The organism is Lysinibacillus sp. 1 U-2021 (assembly GCF_029916965.1).
In the GTDB taxonomy this organism is placed as follows: Bacteria; Bacillota; Bacilli; order Bacillales_A; family Planococcaceae; genus Lysinibacillus; species Lysinibacillus capsici.
This window is the reverse complement of the sequence record NZ_CP123966.1, coordinates 2788021-2806504: the sequence shown is the minus strand read 5'-3', so window position 1 is coordinate 2806504 and position 18484 is coordinate 2788021. Positions and strand designations below refer to the sequence as shown.

Annotated in this window: 19 protein-coding genes; 10 read left to right on the top strand and 9 right to left on the bottom strand. The window is 39.7% G+C overall.

What is annotated here, in order from left to right; genetic code table 11:
- Positions 1–450: 450 nt before the first annotated feature.
- A complete protein-coding gene (locus QH639_RS14415) occupies positions 451–1032 on the bottom strand; it encodes a TetR/AcrR family transcriptional regulator (protein ID WP_131519799.1) in 582 nt (193 codons plus the stop codon).
- Between the two features lie 155 nt (positions 1033–1187).
- Here QH639_RS14415 and QH639_RS14410 point away from each other — a divergent pair, with 155 nt between their 5' ends.
- Complete coding sequence (locus tag QH639_RS14410; RefSeq protein WP_048390161.1) at positions 1188–1946, top strand: SDR family oxidoreductase; 759 nt, start codon at positions 1188–1190, stop codon at positions 1944–1946.
- 48 nt (positions 1947–1994) lie between these two features.
- On the opposite strand, the gene brnQ is transcribed toward QH639_RS14410, so the two are convergent.
- Together brnQ and QH639_RS14400 are read right to left on the bottom strand one after the other, a co-directional pair.
- The gene (gene brnQ / locus QH639_RS14405) at positions 1995–3335 is read right to left on the bottom strand and encodes a branched-chain amino acid transport system II carrier protein (RefSeq protein ID WP_131519797.1); all 1341 of its coding nucleotides are present in this window, start codon (positions 3333–3335) and stop codon (positions 1995–1997) included.
- Between the two features lie 166 nt (positions 3336–3501).
- Positions 3502–4254 carry an alpha/beta hydrolase gene (locus QH639_RS14400; protein WP_131519796.1) on the bottom strand — a complete coding sequence of 251 codons (753 nt, stop codon included), beginning with the start codon at positions 4252–4254 and terminating at the stop codon, positions 3502–3504.
- Between the two features lie 285 nt (positions 4255–4539).
- Here QH639_RS14400 and QH639_RS14395 point away from each other — a divergent pair, with 285 nt between their 5' ends.
- On the top strand, positions 4540–5421 hold the full coding sequence (locus tag QH639_RS14395; RefSeq protein ID WP_016994379.1) for a LysR family transcriptional regulator: 882 nt from the start codon (positions 4540–4542) through the stop codon (positions 5419–5421).
- 43 nt (positions 5422–5464) lie between these two features.
- On the opposite strand, the gene QH639_RS14390 is transcribed toward QH639_RS14395, so the two are convergent.
- Positions 5465–6253, bottom strand: a complete 789-nt coding sequence (locus QH639_RS14390; RefSeq protein ID WP_048390151.1) for a DUF1835 domain-containing protein — start codon at positions 6251–6253, stop codon at positions 5465–5467.
- Positions 6254–6265: 12 nt separating this feature from the next.
- Positions 6266–6889, bottom strand: coding sequence for a LysE family translocator (locus tag QH639_RS14385; protein ID WP_048390149.1), 624 nt, complete (start codon positions 6887–6889; stop codon positions 6266–6268).
- A 216-nt stretch (positions 6890–7105) separates the two neighbouring features.
- On the opposite strand from QH639_RS14385, the gene QH639_RS14380 reads away from it, so the two are divergent.
- From QH639_RS14380 to QH639_RS14355, 6 genes are all read left to right on the top strand, one after another.
- Positions 7106–7489 (top strand): hypothetical protein, encoded by a 384-nt coding sequence (locus QH639_RS14380; RefSeq protein ID WP_004229554.1) that lies wholly within the window; start codon positions 7106–7108, stop codon positions 7487–7489.
- Between the two features lie 390 nt (positions 7490–7879).
- Entirely contained in the window at positions 7880–8974 is a 1095-nt protein-coding gene (proB, locus tag QH639_RS14375; protein WP_131519795.1) for a glutamate 5-kinase, read from the top strand.
- A 13-nt stretch (positions 8975–8987) separates the two neighbouring features.
- Positions 8988–10238 (top strand): glutamate-5-semialdehyde dehydrogenase, encoded by a 1251-nt coding sequence (locus tag QH639_RS14370; RefSeq protein WP_281114705.1) that lies wholly within the window; start codon positions 8988–8990, stop codon positions 10236–10238.
- Between the two features lie 39 nt (positions 10239–10277).
- Positions 10278–11162, top strand: a complete 885-nt coding sequence (locus QH639_RS14365) for a DMT family transporter (RefSeq protein WP_131519793.1) — start codon at positions 10278–10280, stop codon at positions 11160–11162.
- Entirely contained in the window at positions 11162–12124 is a 963-nt protein-coding gene (locus QH639_RS14360) for a carbohydrate kinase family protein (protein WP_281114704.1), read from the top strand. The genes QH639_RS14365 and QH639_RS14360 overlap by 1 nt, the downstream gene beginning before the upstream one ends.
- Positions 12125–12187: 63 nt before the next feature.
- Complete coding sequence (locus tag QH639_RS14355; RefSeq protein ID WP_048390139.1) at positions 12188–12577, top strand: RDD family protein; 390 nt, start codon at positions 12188–12190, stop codon at positions 12575–12577.
- A gap of 122 nt (positions 12578–12699) precedes the next feature.
- On the opposite strand, the gene QH639_RS14350 is transcribed toward QH639_RS14355, so the two are convergent.
- Positions 12700–13383: a hypothetical protein gene (locus QH639_RS14350; RefSeq protein WP_281114703.1), complete on the bottom strand. Its 684-nt coding sequence runs from the start codon at positions 13381–13383 to the stop codon at positions 12700–12702.
- 94 nt (positions 13384–13477) lie between these two features.
- Positions 13478–13909 (bottom strand): GNAT family N-acetyltransferase, encoded by a 432-nt coding sequence (locus QH639_RS14345; protein ID WP_281114702.1) that lies wholly within the window; start codon positions 13907–13909, stop codon positions 13478–13480.
- A gap of 125 nt (positions 13910–14034) precedes the next feature.
- Between QH639_RS14345 and QH639_RS14340 the strand changes: the two genes are divergently transcribed.
- A complete protein-coding gene (locus QH639_RS14340; RefSeq protein ID WP_004229576.1) occupies positions 14035–14487 on the top strand; it encodes a MarR family winged helix-turn-helix transcriptional regulator in 453 nt (150 codons plus the stop codon).
- A 43-nt stretch (positions 14488–14530) separates the two neighbouring features.
- On the opposite strand, the gene QH639_RS14335 is transcribed toward QH639_RS14340, so the two are convergent.
- Entirely contained in the window at positions 14531–15886 is a 1356-nt protein-coding gene (locus tag QH639_RS14335) for an aspartate aminotransferase family protein (protein WP_281114701.1), read from the bottom strand.
- 140 nt (positions 15887–16026) lie between these two features.
- Between QH639_RS14335 and QH639_RS14330 the strand changes: the two genes are divergently transcribed.
- Positions 16027–17664: a PucR family transcriptional regulator gene (locus tag QH639_RS14330; RefSeq protein WP_281114700.1), complete on the top strand. Its 1638-nt coding sequence runs from the start codon at positions 16027–16029 to the stop codon at positions 17662–17664.
- Here QH639_RS14330 and QH639_RS14325 read toward each other — a convergent pair.
- The gene (locus QH639_RS14325; RefSeq protein ID WP_004229583.1) at positions 17653–18480 is read right to left on the bottom strand and encodes an ABC transporter permease; all 828 of its coding nucleotides are present in this window, start codon (positions 18478–18480) and stop codon (positions 17653–17655) included. The two genes, QH639_RS14330 and QH639_RS14325, sit on opposite strands and share 12 nt — an antisense overlap.
- Positions 18481–18484: the final 4 nt, after the last annotated feature.

Here is an 18484-nt window from a genome sequence, read left to right as displayed (position 1 = left end):
ATCCGCTACTTTTCCTCTTCTATCCTTCAATTTTGGCGTCCTATCCACTGCTTCTTACTCTCTCCTTCAAATTGAGCGTTCTATCCGCTACTTTTTCTCTTCTATCCTTCAATTCTGGCGTCCTATCCGCTACTTCTTACTCTATCCTTCAAATTGAGCGTTCTATCCGCTACTTTTTCTCTTCTATCCTTCAATTCTGGCGTCCTATCCACTGCTTCTTACCCTATCCTTCAAATTGAGCGTTCTATCCGCTACTTTTCCTATACTATCCTTCAATTTTGGCGTCCTATCCGTCACTTCTCTCTCTATCCTTCAAATTGAGCGTTCTATCCGCTACTTTTTCTCTTCTATCCTTTAATTTTGGCGTCCTATCCGTCACTTCTCTCTCTATCCTTCAAATTGAGCGTTCTATCTGCTACTTTTTCTCTTCTATCCTTCAATTCAAGCGTTCTATCCCCCACTCCTCACATTCTTTAAAATAGCTGCTAGCTGTTGATTTAACATGGTCACGCTATCGCTGAAATCGCCGCGATACCATTGGATGATGAGCCCGATGATGGCGTTTGCTTGATAGGCACTATAATAGTCGATCGAGATATGATCCCCCATTTGATGTATGTGCTGTGTGGTAATATCACGTTTTAATAGGGAATAAATGCCATCAAAAAGCATGTAATAGTAGGTCAGCGGGACATTTTTAGAAAAGACGATACGGTAAAACATTTTAAAGCGTTCAATATGATGAAAAATACGGATAGTATTGGGATCTAATTGATTTGTGTCCAATGTCGTGACGGCACGATAGGGTTCTTCATAGGATTGATATAAATCCTCCATTATCTCCTGAAAGTATTCTTCAAAGAGCCCCTCTTTTTGCTCGTAGTGTAAATAGAAGGTTCCTCTATTGACCTTTGCTTCTCTACAAATTTCAGCAATGGAGATTTGCTCCAATGGTTTTTGGCTAAGCAAGGTCAATAAAGCATCGTGGAGAGCTTGCTTCGTTTTAATAATCCGTAAATCCGTAGTACGCAATTTTTTCAGCTCCTTAATAAACAGATTGTCCAAATGTGTTGATTACTCAACACATCCCGTTTTTTTGCATATTGAAATCGCTTTCATCTTTATTATATGATTTTAATGAACAGATGTTCAATAAATAAAGAAATTACGATGAGGAGGTCTTTGAGATGAGATTAGAAGGTAAAGTAGCCATTGTGACAGGTGCAGCTTCAGGTATGGGGAAAGCCATTGCAGAAGGATATGCAAAAGAAGGCGCTAAGGTTGCCGTTTCAGACTTAAATTTAGAGGGTGCCCAAGCGGTTGTGGAAGGTATTCAAGCGGCTGGAGGAACAGCATTTGCCATTCAGACCAATGTCGCATCAACAGAAGACTTACAACGTTTATTTGATGAAACAAAAACGAACTATGGTCAATTAGATATATTAGTCAACAATGCAGGTATTATGGATGGTATGGAGCCAGTTGGTGAAATTTCTGATGAACGATGGGAAAAAGTATTTGCTGTGAACACAACAGCTGTTATGCGCTCTATGCGTATGGCTACAGAAATTTTCCTTGCGCAAGGACATGGTGTCTTTGTCAATAATATTTCTGCTGGTGGCTTATATGGGGCACGGGCTGGGGCTGCTTATACAGCTTCAAAACATGCGGTAGTTGGTTTAACAAAAAATACAGCCTTTATGTATGCTGATAAAAATATTCGCTGTAATGGTATTGCGCCAGGAGCAGTGATGACCAATATCGCCTCTTCCATGACAAACATGAGCCAAACGGGTGCTGCACGACAAGCACTAGGACTATCCATCAATCCGCGGGCTGGTCAGCCAGAAGAAATTGCTCAATTAGCGATCTTCCTAGGCTCAGATGAGGCTAGCTTTGTGAATGGACAAGTTATTGCGGTTGATGGTGGCTGGACAGCTTACTAATCCATAAGGAAACACGCACAGAGACATTTTCTGTGCGTGTTTCTTTCATTATATAACTTTTCGAGACGGAATCATGCTTCCAATTACTGCCCCTATTAACGCTGGCAGTATCCATCCTAAGCCAATATCATAAAAAGGTAGCATCGCAGAATAGTATTTCTCTACTGCATCCAATATACCTAACTTCGCATCTGGCACACTTTCTACCAGCGCTTTATAGCCGTCAATCAGGCTAATGAAAAATGTAAAAATCATCGCTATGGCATACACTGTTTGCTTATTCTTAAAGAAGGATGAGCTTAGAGCAAGCAAGATTAAGACGATCGCTAATGGATATAAGAACATTAAAACTGGAATAGCATATTTGATAATATTGTTTAAACCAAAATTCGCAATCGTAAAGGATACAGCACACAACAGAAACACAAACCATTTGTAACTAATTTTTGGAAATACCTCATGGAAAAACTCACTACAAGATGTAATTAAGCCGATACTTGTTTTTAAGCAAGCGAGCACGATGATGACCGCCAATAAAATAGCTCCAAATGAGCCGAAATAATGATCGGCCACTGCCGCAAAGATTAAACCACCATTATCAAAAGTCCCGACAGCATTAATACTGGAAGCGCCCATATATGTTATGAGACCATAAATCAGCGTCATTAAAGCCATCGCAAAAATACCTGATGTCCATGTAGCCTTGGCAATTTCCTTACGATCTGTAATCCCTGCACTTTTAATTGCATTAATGACAACAATCCCGAAGGCTAGTGAGGCAAGGGCGTCCATCGTATTATAGCCTTCTTTAAAGCCTGTCATAAAGGCAGCATCCATATATGCACCGATTGGCTGCTGGAAATGGCCCATTGGCTTCGTAATGCTTGTAATAATTAAAATAAATAAAACAACTAAAAATGCAGGCGTTAAATATTTACCGATATAATCCATTATTTTCGCTGGATTTAAAGAAAAATAGTAGACAATGGCAAAAAATATAAAGCTAAATACAGCTAGTAGCAGTGTTGCATGCTGTGCTTGAATATATGGCTCAAACCCTACTACAAATGGTACAGTTGCTGTACGTGGGATGGCAAAGAATGGTCCGATTGTTAAGTACAGTGCCAATGAAAAAATAATACCAAATATAGGATGAACACGATTGGCTAGATCACGTAAACCATTACTACCTGATAAGCCAATTGCCAAAATTCCGAGGAATGGTAAGCCGATAGCAGTCACTAAAAATCCGATTAATCCAAACCAAAAATTAGTCCCTGCAAATTGACCCATTTGAATAGGAAAAATTAGGTTCCCTGCTCCAAAATACAGTCCAAATAACATGGTACCAATGACTGCGTAAGTTGAAAAAGGTATTTTTTGTTGCATAATTGATGTGCTCCTTAGAAGTTTTAGACTATAGCAAATTATTTTAATCGAATGATTTTTCACTACAATTTCATCATGTTATCAAGCATTTATTATAATTACAATAGTTTTTTCGTTTATCCAGTGAGATTCAACAAAAAAAGAGCTGTCTACTGACAGCCCCTTCTTAGTTTGCAACTGACCATTCAATATGATCTAAAAATTTATAAACATCTTCATACACTTTATCGCGTTCTTTGTCCAATGTAATAATGTGGCCAGAGTTTTCATACCAAATGATTTCTTTGTCGTCTGTTTCCACAGTATTTAAAATAAAAGGTGCGCTTTCTTGATAGAGGTCATCATCTAGTGAGCCTTGTAACACAAGAGTTGGTGCTTTGATCGTTGATAATTCTTCACGCGTTTCTGTTGTTAAACGTGTTACGCCGTCCAATGAATCCTTCGGTGAAATACGTAATTCATGTAATTCTGAAATAATTTGATCTTTTGATTTATTTTCAAAGTGTTTATATAAACGAGCATAGTGGTACAAACGTGTAAATAAGCCTTTTGAATTATCACGTGTAATCGGTGCACACATCGCTACACATGCTTTCACTGGGAATGTCTCTGCTACCTTTAATGAAAAGACACCTCCAAGTGAAATCCCAACAACAGCGATTTCTTCATAGCCTTTCTTTTGTAGGAAGTTATAACCTTCTACTACATCGTTCCACCAATCTTCTGGTTTTGTTTCTAATAATGCTTCTGGTTCTACGCCATGCCCACTATAAATTGGTGCATGCACAGTATAACCTCGTTGAGATAAAAATTCTCCTAGCTTTTTCACATCTTTTGTGCTACCTGTGAATCCATGCAGTAATAGTACGGCTTTATTGCCTCCCTCGATTGTTAGAGGTTGTGGCTTTGTTAACTTCATTTTATGATATCCCCTTCACGGAAATTAATAATTGTGTATTTTATGTGTCTATCTTAACACCCTTTATTCATAATGTACAATTTATAGTTTTTATCAAATCAATGTGTATTGTGCATGAATGATGTCAACTTAACGGCTGTACTATCACACTTTCTGCTACTTAACTTTTCCATTCTGCTAAATAATTGCAACGTCCTTTTAAAAAATTTTTGCTACCTATACTTCCCGTCTGTTTCCCGTTATAATGCAGATAACTTAAAAATCACAAGAAAAGAGGTGAAAAAAATGGAGTGGCAACAATTAGAATATTTTGTAACCGTTGCAAAGTTAGAGCATATGACACGGGCTGCCGAAGCATTAGCGATTTCACAGCCAGCACTTAGTCGTTCAATTTCAAAGCTGGAGGAAGAATTAGGTGTACCGCTTTTCGACAGACAAGGGCGCTCGATTATGCTAAACCGATATGGAGAGCTATTTTTATATCGTGTCCAGCGCATGCGTAAAGAATATGAAAAGGCTGTTTTAGAGTTACAGGAGCTTAATAATCCCGAACTCGGAGATGTATCACTCGGTTTTTTACATACACTTGGAACGAGTATTGTACCCGACTTGATTCGTGCCTTCCGTCAAAAACATCCCCATATCCGTTTTCATTTCACACAAAACTACTCCCATTCACAGTTAAAACAATTACTGGCAGGTGAGTTAGACCTGTGCCTACTAGCTGCGATCGATACAGAGCCACCAGTTTGTTGGAAGGAGTTATGGCGAGATGAGCTCTTTATAATGGTCCCAATTGACCATCCATTAGCCCATCGTAAAAGCATCAAAATGAAAGAATTGGAGCATGAAAGTTTTGTCTTAATGAAAAAAGGCTATGCATTACGCCGCTCAGCTGATCGCTTATTAAATGCTGCGGGCATTAAGCCTAAAATTTCTTATGAAGGTGATGAAGTATCGACAATCGCTGGGTTTGTTGGTGCGGGGCTTGGCGTTTCCTTACTACCCGATGATGAGGATTTAAACCCGAAAAAAATTGTTAAAATCCATGTTGAGGATATGGTATGTGAACGAATTATCGGCATGGCTTGGATAGAAAATCGTTATTTACCGCCATCTGCACGTCAGTTTAAACAATTTGTCTTTGATTTTTATGACAATAAATAATATAAAAAAGATCAAGGCTTTGGCAACCCTGATCTTTTTTATGCTACAGTAATTTAACCTGATAGGAAAAAATATCCGTTGTATCGCCTTTCATTGCAAATACTCCCTGTTCGACGAGCGTCAGTAAGCGATACTCTACAAAATCATTTCCTACATAATGGACAAATGTTTCAAATGTCTGTGCCAAAATATGCGTAGGCATTAGCCACTCTTCATTTTGCTGTAAATGCAAATTTTTTGCACTGGCGATAATGTATGCATCCATTGCATCTTCCTCTACATGCAATAGTTCACTTTTCCATAACCGTAATGTACTTGGCTGTTCTTTGATGTTTTCCCATTCCTTAGCGAGTTGCTGACATTCTTGCACAGAGAATCGTTTTGCACTAGGGCGAAGCTTCATTAGCATTTCCGAGGAAAGCTCGCCTGTATGGCGAATGTCTAAATTGGGGTGAATACTCTTCAGATTCTCCGTTGCATCAATACCATACACCATACTGCATTTATGAATTAACTCACTCATCACATAGCGCAGTCCTATCTGTTCATGTGTGTTGTGACTATACCAAATCCACACATCCACATCACAAGGTAAATTAGCGATTTTTTTCCTCCAGTTTTCATACATCTCATCATACAATTGCTGGTCATCATCATCTAAAATATGCGTGGCTAACCAAGTTTTACGTTCTTCAAAGTTTTGAAGAGGTCCAATCGAGAGATCATCATGGACACTTAGAACTGATTCATTTCGCTGCAAACGATGTTGACGAATTGCAAGTTTCATAGAACCCTGCGTTGCTAAGCTAAAGGTAATATGTAAAATAGCCATGTCCATTCCTCCCTACTGTTTGCTGATGGCAATCTGTATCCCGATAAATGTGAATAGAATACCTTGAACTGTATTTAGTCGTTTAGCAATCGCAGGTTTACCAATAATGACCTGTCTAACTTTCCCTGCAAATATACTAAACAATGAAAATAATACAAGCGCTTGTATTAAAAATACAATACCCAAAATAAGCATTTGAAACGCCACATGTCCTTGCGATGGATTAACAAACTGTGGTAACAGCGCTAGGAAAAATAACGATACTTTAGGATTTAAAATATTCATTAATATTCCTTTTTTATATAATTTAATATAGGCTTGCGTATTTTGCTGTTGCAACGTAAAAGGGTCTCCTTTAGCACGAAATGATTGCCAAGCTAGATATAATAAATACGCTGCCCCTGCAAATTTGACGATGGTAAAAATAATGGTCGATTGATAAATTATCGCAGAAATACCAAGTACTGCTGCACTAATATGAACAAGTAGCCCTGTACACAATCCAAGAGATGTGGCAATACCCGCTTTTTTATCTTGTGTAATACTTTGGGCAAGCACAAATAAATTATCGGGCCCTGGCATAATGGTTAAAATCATCGCAGCCCCTAAAAACGCAAATAACGTTGAGATGTCCAAAACTTTCCCTTCCTTCAACTTCTTTTAAAAAACTATATACATTATACTACATGACGTTGTTCTCACTAGATGTAAGTTTATGACTTTATCCAAAAATTTTTTTCAAATTTCGGTTTCACAATTTATGCTCGCTCAAGCGATACTTTTCTTCCCTAATCCATTATAATAGTAGAAACTCATGATAAACCAGATAACTTCCATAAGAGGTGATTGATAATGGCAGTAAGTGATATTGTCACGCAATATGAGGATGAGCATGGACAGGTTTACTATAAAATGAAATCCCATGACATTGAGGTAAAGGCCACACAAAACGCAGGCTTAGCACCTGTCATCACGTATTGGATGGCTGACAAAGAGATTACAGATTCCATTCGAAATTTACGCTTCAGTCCACGTGCCCCATCTAGCTATATACAAGATTACGAAGAATTTCAAGCAATGCTTTATGCGAAAGAGCAACGGGCCATTAACCAGCTGTATGAACAAATGAGCATTAAACCCAAAAATATGTCTTCAGGGAAACAAGTCATTTGGAGTTTCTTTGTCATTGTGCTGGCTATGCTTCCCCTTTTCATTGCGATTTGGTGGTTTAAATAATTGAATAAGCGACCTCTTTAGCGTTTTAGCGCATCCCTTTCTTAATTTATCAAAACTTTCAAGTAATTTATCCATTCAGCTTGACAGACTTATAGAAGTAGTGCATCCTTTAGTCAATAGATGAGAAAACGAACGAAGACCAGTAGTTAGCCACTGCTTGAAAAGAGAGCGATGCCCATCGGCTGGAAGGCATTGTACAAGAAAGACTAATGAAACCTACTTCGTGAAACGTCCTAGCCAAACTAGGCGCAGTCTCGAGCGTTATGAGAAAAGTGGAATGTCGCATGATATTCAATGTAGGTGGTACCACGGAAGGCAAGTCTTTTCGTCCTAATTTTTAGGATGAAAAGGCTTTTTTTATCTTGATTCAGCAATGATGGAGGTCGTGAGATGGAGAGAAAAAGAATTGTTGTTAAGATTGGTAGTAGCTCTTTAACGAATGCGAAGGGTGAAATCGATAAAGTTCGCTTAATGGACCATGTACAGGCAATCGCCGAGTTGAAGAAATTGGGACATGAAGTGTTACTTGTCTCTTCAGGTGCTGTAGCGGCGGGTTTTAAACAACTTGGCTACCCTGCTCGCCCTGTGACAGTGAAAGGAAAGCAGGCAGCTGCTGCTGTAGGACAGAGCCTACTTATTCAAACGTACAGTGCCTTATTTAGTATTTACGATATCATGCCTGCACAGATATTATTGACACGAACAGATTTTTCTAAAAAAGAATGCTATAAAAATGCCTATGCGACTTTCGAGGAATTGTTAGAGCGATCCATGCTACCGATTATTAATGAAAACGATACAGTGTCAATTAGTGAATTAACCTTTGGAGATAACGACATGCTTTCAGCACTCGTCAGTGGACTTGTCCATGCAGATCAGCTCATCATTTTAACAGATATCAATGGCCTTTATAATGCCAATCCCAATAAAAACCCTCAGGCAGAGCGCATTGATCGACTAGCTGCTATTACAGACGATTTGCTACGCTTTGCGGATGGAACAGGATCAAAGGTTGGCACAGGTGGCATGACCTCTAAGCTGCTGGCAGCACGAACAGCGCTACGTGCAGGTGTGAAGGTATTTATCGGTACAGGTCATGGTGCACAGAAGCTCGTCGATATTTTAGCAGGACATGGTGATGGCACTTATGTGGAGCATGATGAGCTCGCAGTGTTAACAAATCATAAACAGTGGATTGCACTCACGGAAATTTCTGGTAAAATTTTTATAGACAGTGGTGCAGAACAGGCCTTAATGAATAATGGTAAGAGTCTATTGCCTGCTGGCGTCTATCGTGTAGAAGGTGAGTTTGTCAATGGTGATGTTGTAGAAGTCTATAGTGAGAAGGACTTACTAGGACGTGGCGAAGTACTGTACTCTTCCCAAGAGCTTCTCTCTGCCATGGGAAAACGGACTGATACATTGCTGAAAAGCCCTATTGAGGTAATTCATCGAGACAAATGGCTGAAAATTCAAACGAATTAAGGAGGAATGACAAATGACAAGTGAAATTCAAGAAAAAGGACAACGCGCAAAAGCCGCAAGCTACATGTTAAATATTAAAACAACCTGCGAGAAAAATGAGGCACTGAAAAAAATTGCAGAACAGCTATTAATCGATCAATCTGACATTATGGCTCAAAATGCAAAGGATTTGGCACAAGGGGAGCAGCAAGGTATCCCTGCGTCTACATTGGATCGCATCATGCTCAATGAAGAACGGATTGCAGCAATGGCCGATGCCATTCATTTACTCGTCTCCTTAAACGATCCAGTAGGTACAATTGTTGAACGTATTGAAAAAGACAATGGGCTCCGCATTGAAAAACGAATTGTGCCACTTGGTGTTATTGGTATGATCTATGAAGCTCGACCAAATGTCACGATCGATGCAGCAACACTCTCTCTAAAAACAGGCAATGCAGTTATTTTGCGCGGAAGCTCCTCTGCTAAGTTTTCTAATATGGCTCTTGTTGCAAGTATTCATCGCGCGCTTGCTAAAACATCCATCCCTACCGATGCTGTTCAATTAATTGAGGATACAAGCCGCGAAACAGCCAAAGAACTCTTCCATTTAAAAGAGTACTTGGATGTGCTCATTCCTCGTGGTGGCAAAGCGCTGATCGATTTAGTTGTCAATGAAGCGACTGTTCCTGTACTGGAAACAGGTGCAGGCAACTGCCACATTTACGTGGATGAAATGGCGGATTACATAAAAGCAGAGAAAATCTGTCTAAATGCTAAAACACAGCGTCCTTCTGTTTGTAATGCAGCAGAAAGCTTACTCATTCATCCTACTTGGTTTCAAGAACATGGCGTCCAGCTTTTAACGTCCCTTCATCATGCAGGTGTAGCCATCATCGGTGATGAGCAAATATGTCAGCAATTTGCAGCTGCTCTTCCAGCTACGGCGGAAGATTATGCGACAGAGTTCCTTGATTTAAAAATAAGCGTTAAATTGGTGGAAAATGTCTATGAAGCGATTGAGCATATTCAATACTTTGGCACAAATCATTCTGAGGCCATCATTACAGAAGATCAATTAACCGCCGAGACGTTCTTAAACAATGTTGATGCAGCAGCAGTGTATCATAATGCCTCCACCCGCTTCACAGACGGCTTTGAATTTGGCTATGGTGCAGAAATCGGTATTAGTACACAAAAGCTACATGCCCGTGGACCAATGGGCTTGCCTGCATTAACATCAACAAAATATGTTATTCATGGTAACGGCCAAATTCGTGAATAGTTCTTATAGTTTCATAAAATAATAGAAGGAAGGTTTCGGATGAACATCTCAGCAATCATTAAACTAACCGTCTCCATGGCACTGTTTGGTTCCATCGGCTTTTTTACCGTTCACACTGGTGTTCCCGCTACAGAGCTTGTCTTTGTTAGATGCATTTGCGCAACCCTCTTTCTAGGTGGTATGTGGCTCATCACTGGTGGACATAAAACAGAGGTATGGGATAAGAAAGAAATTTTTCAAACGCTTATTTGCGGTGTCTTTATTGTGTTAAACTGGGTATTTTTATTTAAAGCCTTTGAGGAAATGTCCATTTCAATTGCCATTTCCATCTATAATTTAGCCCCCATATTTGTGTTAATTTTAGGCGCTATCTTTTTGAAGGAAAAAATGACCATTCAGGCACTTGTTGCAACAATCACTTGCTTTATCGGTAGTATTTTTATCATCGGTCTCAATAATTTTGTGTCGTTCTCAGAATTTATGCATTCTGGCTTTATCTGGGCCTTACTGTCAGCGGTATTTTATGCCCTTACAATGCTAACAAGCAAAACCATCACGAAGCTTAGCTCGTATGCGTTAACCTATATTCAAACAACAGTTGGAATCGTGATACTACTGCCTTTTATCGACCTCTCGCTGTTTGATGGATTAACGTCAACCAATTGGTTTTATATACTCGGCACAGGCTTTATTCATACAGGATTTGTTTACTATTTATTTTTTGATAGTATTCGTAGCCTGTCTACGATTCTTGTCTCCGTATTGGTTTTTGTCGACCCTGTTGTCGCCATTTTACTAGATATGCTATTGCTTGATTTTATGCCAAGCTTTACGCAAACGATGGGGATCCTTCTCATTTTCGCTGGTATTTTTTATACCATTTATGTTCCTAAGAAAAAGCGACTACCACAGGAGGTCTCATAATGGGCAAGCTCTTCACAATTGGAGAATTATTAATTGACTTTACACCGACACAGCAGCACGGCTCCCTAGCCAACATTGAACATTTTACTAAACATGCAGGAGGGGCACCTGCCAATGTAGCCGCTGTCTGTGCAAAGCTAGGACAGCAGGCGGCCCTTCTCACACAAGTCGGTCAGGATGCCTTTGGTGACTTCCTAATCAAAACGTTGCAGCAAGCAGGTGTAGATACACAGTTTATTCGTCAATCAACAGATGGTGAAACAAGTCTTGCCTTTGTTTCATTAAATGAACATGGCGAACGAGATTTTCAATTTTATCGCCGACATGCTGCAGATCTCTTATACAAACAGGAATACCTCCCCTCGCAGCTATTAACAGCGCACGATATCGTTCACTTTTGCTCTGTTAATCTTGTAGAGAGTCCTATGAAACAAGCACATCTTGCCCTTATTGAACAGGCACATCAAGCAGGAAGCCTTATATCCTTCGATCCGAATGTGCGCCTTCCTTTATGGCAGGATAAGACGGCGTGTTGTGAAACCATTTTAGCCTTTTTACCAAAAGCCCATATTGTCAAGCTTTCAGAGGAAGAACTGTTGTTTTTAACAACTCTAGAAGATGAACAGGAAGCTGTTCAAACGTTATTCAAGGGATATGTAGAAGTTATCATCATTACACATGGTGCTGCTGGGGCTACCTTATATACGAAAAAGCATCATGTGAAGGCTCCTGCTAACAAGGTACAAACCGTTGATACAACTGGGGCTGGTGATGCTTTTATTGGCGCGATTTTAAGTCAATTTCTTCATCATCAACTAACAGTAGATCAAGTGGTAGCTCATTGTGAACAGTATGCAATGTCTCTGCTATCTTTTGCAAACGGATATGCGGGCATTTCAACAACAAAGCATGGGGCGATTCCATCCTATCCTGTACTTTCATTAGATATGAAACTAGGATAAATCGAAACTTTTTGTCCTTATTGTTCGTATGTACTAGTGACAGGTCATTAAAGGAGGGCTTATATGGAATCGATGACAAAAAAACGCACAGCTGCATTTTTAATCGATACAGCTGTTTCAACAGCTGTCACGTTTGGGGTTGAATACTTCCTACGAAAAAAAGTAAAAAATGAGGCTGTTCATGCACTCGTTACGCCAACTGTGGTATTGTGGGCGCTAGAATATGCACAACTCCGTAAAAACGGACAAACGATTGGCTACAAAGCAATGGGATTGACACTCGAAAATGAAGATGGTCGTCCATTATCAGAATGTCAAATTATTAAACGTATGGCTTATCGAGACACTATCAGTACGTTCGATTATCTTAAAGATCGCCAAGCCTTTGAGCAGCAGCATGGTCAACGTCTTCCTCATGATAGCTTTGCAGGTACGGTTGTAAAGAAAAAATAAAGGAAAGCTGCCTTATCGTTTGGGCAGCTTTCTTTAATTGGAGCATTTTGCTAAAGTGGTAATCTTCCTGATCGCCTGAACCATTACAGAAAGTAGCATGGAATTCTCTTTAGAGAAGTACGCTAATCTTTGGAAATAAACTGCTGTATATCCTTCAATAAAATCGCGTTTTCTGACGGAAACCAAAAATAAGTAGTACCATCAAATTGTATGCCATATTGAAAAGCAATGGCATCGTCTGTATAAAGGAGTACATCATAACGGTTCGTATCCCCATTTGGCTCAAAGGATGGGGCTGGTTTACTATTGACTAAAATTGCCTTTATATCTGCCATGTCAGACTGGTTTGTATAGCTAGCCGTTTTCCGATTGCCTTCTTCCGTAGATGCGTAAAATTCTATTTTCTTCACTTCTTCTAATGGAACCTGATCAAAATTCCGTCGCGGCGGAGCTTCAGCTCTTATCATATAAATTCGATAGCCATTAATAACCGACTGATCCTCTACTGCAATGGCATCGTCCAGACCCTTTATCGCATAAAGCTTTGTTCCCTTCTCATGGAAGGCTGCATCGCCATCCTTAAAGCGATAGGAAGTTCTTTTGATATGATCTGCCACTTTAAAATCAACTTCCCCTATTTCCTTATCAATGAATGAACGATCGGCTAACGCTACTTCATATACAGCTTCATATTGCTTACCATCCCATTTGATTAAATCAACCCATTCGATGATGACTTGACTACCGCAAGCAGTCAGTAACAACAAACACATGATACAAAGGCATATCCATTTCTTCAACAACATCCCCCCTTTAAGCAGTAGACCCAAGCAACGATTAAAAAGTTACAAAGTATGACGCTAAGTCTGGCATGTTCTATAATTGTGTGAATTTCGTCTGCTACCAGTATTTCTTCATTAAAATATGGGGGATGCCACAATCCATAAATTCTTCACCTTCACGCTGATAGCCTAATTTTTCATAAAAGCCTTCTGCATAGGACTGAGCATTTAATTTTGCTTTTGTTAGCCCTTTATCTCGAGTAATTTGCTCTAGGCCTACAATAACTTCCTTACCAAGGCCATATTTGCGGTATTCTTCTAATATACAAATACGCTCCAATTTGCCATAGTCCTCTACAACTCGAAGTCTCCCTGTTCCAACAGGTTGCTCATTGTAATACACCAAAATATGATCGCATGGAGCATCCAGTGCATCAAATTCATCATATTCTTCTTCCTCAGGGACTTGCTGCTCTTCAATAAAAACGCTTCGTCTAAAATCAAACGCTGTTTGTAATTCTGCTTCAGTTGTCACTTTTTTTATAGTCATTACTATTCCTCCTAGTTTCTCCTGCCTTATCATCTTCTCTAGGTGCAATTTCACTTTGAAGATGATAGTATTAGTATAGAATGATTTTTATTGCAATTACAACAAAAATCTCAGGAGGATCGAACATGAAAGAAATCTTACGTGAAATAGGTGCCATAGCACGGGCATTAGACTCGATAAGCAATATTGAATTCAAGGAATTGGATTTGACAAAGGGACAATATTTATATGTCATCCGTATTTGTGAACATCCAGGTATTATTCAAGAGAAAGTCGCAGAGCTATTGAAGGTAGACCGTACAACGGCTTCACGAGCTATTCAAAAATTGGAGACCAAAGGCTTTATTGAAAAACGAATTGAACAAGGTAATAAGAAAAATAAATTACTTTTTCCTACAGCTAAAAGCATGGACATCTATCCTTTTTTAAAACGGGAGGGCGAATATTCCAATGCTCGTGCGCTTGAGGGGTTTTCTAATGAGGAGATTAACTGCATTCACAGTCTTCTAACACGTGTGTTGCATAACATCGAAATTGACTGGGAAGAGGTGAAGAAAGGGCATAAACGACAGTATTAAAGGCGATTCCTCGTGTTTTTCTCACATTTGGAATCGCCTTAGGCTAGACATTGGCTGCAAATACTCGTTTTAATACAGCAACCATAAAATCAAAGTCCTCGTCTGTACAGCACAGCGGTGGACTTAACGTAATGATATTATTGAAGCCTTCAACTGTATCACCATTTCTTCCAATAATTAAGCCATTTGCTTGACAATCAGCCATGATTTTCGTGATTAGCTCAGGCTTGGCAGGTGTTTGAGATTGTTTATCTTCAACCAGCTCGATGCCAATGAGTAACCCAAGCCCACGAATATCGCCAACGAAAGGCAGCTCTAATAGGTCTTGCAAATCATGTAGGAATTGAATACCCAAATCTCTTGCTCGCTGCACAAGTCCTTCCTCCTCCATGATTTTTATATTTTCTAAGGCCACTGCACAAGCTGCTGGATTGCCCCCAAACGTATTGATATGGCGAAAATGACTATAGCCGTCCGTCTCTTTAAATTTTTCATAAATGTCTTTCCTTATAGCTGTAATGGATAGTGGTAGGTAGGCACTCGTTAATCCTTTCGCCATGGTAATGACATCTGGTCGAATATCAAAATGCTGATGGCCAAATAGCTTACCTGTCCGTCCGAAGCCACAAATGACTTCATCCATGATGAGTAATACTCCATGCTTTCTACAAATGCGCTCTACTTCTTTGACATAAGTTGGATGTGGAATAAGCACTCCACCACCTGTGATGAGTGGCTCCATAATGACAGCCGCAATGGTTTCTTTTTGCTCCCAAATAATTTTTTCTTCCAATTCTCGGGCAAGTGCTAGGCTGTATGCCTCAATTGACTGCCCTTTTGGACGACGATAGTGATCAGGTGGAGCAACATGTAAGAAGCCTGGTGTCAGCGGCTCGTACTTAAATTTACGTAATGCCTGACCTGTAGCTGCTAATGCCCCAAGTGAACTGCCATGATAGCCCCGATAACGAGCAATGATTTTGTAGCGGTTCCCTTCCCCATTTTGTTGATGGTATTGACGTATTAACTTAAACGCTACTTCATTCGCATCTGAGCCACTAGTGGAATAAAACATCATATAGTCATCATCAAGTAAGCTGTTTATTTTTTCAGCGAGCCTGATGGCAGGTTCATGGCTTTGTGTTAAAGGAGCATAGCAAAGCTTTTTTAGCTGCTCATACGCAACCCTAGCAAGACGCTCACGCCCATACCCTACATTCACTGCCCATAAGCCTGACATGCCATCTAAAAAGCGATTGCCTAAACTATCTGTAATCCATGCCCCTTCTCCCTGCTCAATAATGGGAGGTGCTTTGTCGTTATAGATAGACATGTGATGCCAAATGTTTTCATGATCTTTTTGCTGTAAAGTATGTGTAAACTGATCGTTTCGCTCCATATCATGACCTCCAATCGTGTATCATCGGTGTCTTTTTGTCTATCACCATTTTCCCTATTAAGCTAGTTAATATTGAAATTTTCTGATTTCTCTAACATAATGAAATAGACATTGTACATTCGAAGGGCAGGTGCTAATTGATGTCGAAACATCCTCTACTCGTACGTGATGTCCTCAAGCGCAAGTATTTTGAATCGGCGAAGCTTATTGCAGGGCAGCACGGCCTAGATCGCCAAGTATTGTGGACACATATATTAGAAATTAAAGATTTTGAAACCTTAATCAATGGTGGTGAATTAATTTTAACCACGGGTGTCGGTTTACAGCTAGAACGAGAAACACAAATAGCCTACTTACAAAACCTTATTCGTAATGAGGCAGCTGGTCTTTGTATAGAAATTGGCGACTATTTTGACCATGTTCCCGTAGAATTGATTGCCATGGCAAATGCCCATCATTTCCCTATCATCATCTTTGAGGAAATTGTACGATTTATTGATATTACGCAAGATTTGCACACGTACATAATTAATCAACACCAGCAGGCACTTACACAGCTAGATACACTATCCAAAACGTTTATGGAATTATCATTAATGCCAAATGGTATTTTAAAAATATTACAAGTGCTCCATCAAGATACAAATGCTCCCTTTCTATTTGTTTCAGAAGATACAAAAAGCTTTTATTATCCTATGGAGGCTAAAAAATATTTACGTGTCATGGAGGAGCATTGTCAGCAGTTAGAACTACAAGAGCCCTTGTACCTTCTATCCTTGGGTAAAGACCATTTTGTCATTATTCCTGTTAATGGACTTGGACAAGTGTGGGGCTATTTATGTATGCATTCTGAACTGCCAAAGCAGAGTGATTACACCTTGTTAAATCTTGAACGAGCAACTATGTCGATTGCCCATATTTTAATGCGTAACCGCATGCTTCAGGAGCGACAGCAAAGCCGGGAAGATGAATTCATACTAGCCTTAATTCAAGGTCAGCCAGTAGATATTCAATACTACCAAAGCTATTTACCAATCGAAAGTCGTAATTTATTTTACCGAGTCATCGTGTTCAATCTACATGATGAAGCCAATACTGTGCCTGAAGAAGAATGGCAGGAAATCCAGCTACAAAATGCCATGTATGTTCGTTCGATTCTGAAAAAGCTTGGCTTTTTCCCTACTGTTTCAGTAAGACAGCACGAGATAATTATTTTAGCCTTTTTCATTGCCGCAGATTATATGAAAGACAATCGCGACGCTTTTGATCAAGCAATTTCACAAATCATTGCAAGAAAAGCAGCACAATTTTTTGAGCAACTTACCCTTAGCTATGGTATTAGCAATGTCTATCAAACGATCGAAAGTGTTCATCTGGGCTATAAGGAAGCCAAATCAGCCATCCAAATGCAGCATCATCAATTGACGAGCTCCATCTATTATAAGGATTTAGGTGTTTATCGATTGTTATTACAGCAGGATCAAACAGCTCTCTTACAATTTGTAAAAGATTATTTACAGGAAATTTTAGTATTAGACCAAAAAAGTAGCCATGATTTATTTCAAACATTAGCTGTTTATCTGTCCTGTAATGGAGCTAAAAATGATACTGCAGAACAGCTGTTTATTGTCCGTCAAACACTTTACAAACGAATAGAACGCTTAGAAAGTATACTAGGTGCTGATTTTTTACAAGCTCCCCATCGCCTCAATATTGAGATGGCAGTTAAGGCATATGAACTGTTGCAAAAGACAGCACCTGATCTATTACGATTTTGAACGCGGGTCCATAAAATCTCGTAAAGCATTACTGAGCATATATAAGCCTAAAACAAGAATGGTAATGGCTCCTCCAGGGGCATACGTATACCAAGGGGCACCGATTAAATAGGCTTGTGAATCTTTTAACATTCTACCCCAGCTAGGGTTTGGTGGCTGTACCCCAAGCCCTAAATAGCTCAGTGCTGCCTCGGCTAACATGGCTGTCGCAAAAGTCACAGTTGCTGCCACAATAATTTGCGACGAAATGTTTGGCAAAATATGACGAAACATGATGCTATAAGGCTTAACACCAATTAATTTCGCTGCCAGCACATATTCCGAGTCACGTTGTTGCACAAAGCCACTGCGGGCAATCCTCGCAATAGCAGGTATCGCGATAATCCCCAGCGCTATCGCTGTATTCGTTATTCCTGGGCCGAATACTGCTACAAGCATTAATGCTAAGATGATTCCTGGAAAGGCCATTAAAGCGTCCATCGTACGCATAAATATTTCATCGACCCAGCCACCAACATAGCCTGCAATTCCGCCTATGAGAATACCAAATATCGTTCCAATCGCAACCGTTAATAGACCCACCGCAAAGGCTGTTTGTGTCCCCTTCATAATGCGACTAAAAATATCTCGCCCAAATTCATCTGTTCCAAACATATAGGCACCACCTGGACCACGCAATTTTTCAGGTATATTCATCGCGTTGACATCATGGGGTGTATAAAAAAAGCTAACAATCATGACGAGCAGAAAGCCAACAATGACGAGGAGACCAATGACTAAATTGATTTTTTTAGTATAGCGCTGTAATTGTTTCATGGTA

What these genes read in the sequence shown, in the direction of transcription:
- QH639_RS14410 (WP_048390161.1), top strand. Translation starts at nt 1,188, where the DNA reads ATGAGATTAGAAGGTAAAGTAGCCATTGTGACAGGTGCAGCTTCAGGT.
- brnQ (WP_131519797.1), bottom strand. Translation starts at nt 3,335, where the DNA reads ATGCAACAAAAAATACCTTTTTCAACTTACGCAGTCATTGGTACCATG.
- QH639_RS14400 (WP_131519796.1), bottom strand. Translation starts at nt 4,254, where the DNA reads ATGAAGTTAACAAAGCCACAACCTCTAACAATCGAGGGAGGCAATAAA.
- QH639_RS14395 (WP_016994379.1), top strand. Translation starts at nt 4,540, where the DNA reads ATGGAGTGGCAACAATTAGAATATTTTGTAACCGTTGCAAAGTTAGAG.
- QH639_RS14390 (WP_048390151.1), bottom strand. Translation starts at nt 6,253, where the DNA reads ATGGCTATTTTACATATTACCTTTAGCTTAGCAACGCAGGGTTCTATG.
- QH639_RS14380 (WP_004229554.1), top strand. Translation starts at nt 7,106, where the DNA reads ATGGCAGTAAGTGATATTGTCACGCAATATGAGGATGAGCATGGACAG.
- proB (WP_131519795.1), top strand. Translation starts at nt 7,880, where the DNA reads ATGGAGAGAAAAAGAATTGTTGTTAAGATTGGTAGTAGCTCTTTAACG.
- QH639_RS14370 (WP_281114705.1), top strand. Translation starts at nt 8,988, where the DNA reads ATGACAAGTGAAATTCAAGAAAAAGGACAACGCGCAAAAGCCGCAAGC.
- QH639_RS14365 (WP_131519793.1), top strand. Translation starts at nt 10,278, where the DNA reads ATGAACATCTCAGCAATCATTAAACTAACCGTCTCCATGGCACTGTTT.
- QH639_RS14360 (WP_281114704.1), top strand. Translation starts at nt 11,162, where the DNA reads ATGGGCAAGCTCTTCACAATTGGAGAATTATTAATTGACTTTACACCG.
- QH639_RS14355 (WP_048390139.1), top strand. Translation starts at nt 12,188, where the DNA reads ATGGAATCGATGACAAAAAAACGCACAGCTGCATTTTTAATCGATACA.
- QH639_RS14350 (WP_281114703.1), bottom strand. Translation starts at nt 13,383, where the DNA reads ATGTTGTTGAAGAAATGGATATGCCTTTGTATCATGTGTTTGTTGTTA.
- QH639_RS14345 (WP_281114702.1), bottom strand. Translation starts at nt 13,909, where the DNA reads ATGACTATAAAAAAAGTGACAACTGAAGCAGAATTACAAACAGCGTTT.
- QH639_RS14340 (WP_004229576.1), top strand. Translation starts at nt 14,035, where the DNA reads ATGAAAGAAATCTTACGTGAAATAGGTGCCATAGCACGGGCATTAGAC.
- QH639_RS14335 (WP_281114701.1), bottom strand. Translation starts at nt 15,886, where the DNA reads ATGGAGCGAAACGATCAGTTTACACATACTTTACAGCAAAAAGATCAT.
- QH639_RS14330 (WP_281114700.1), top strand. Translation starts at nt 16,027, where the DNA reads ATGTCGAAACATCCTCTACTCGTACGTGATGTCCTCAAGCGCAAGTAT.
- QH639_RS14325 (WP_004229583.1), bottom strand. Translation starts at nt 18,480, where the DNA reads ATGAAACAATTACAGCGCTATACTAAAAAAATCAATTTAGTCATTGGT.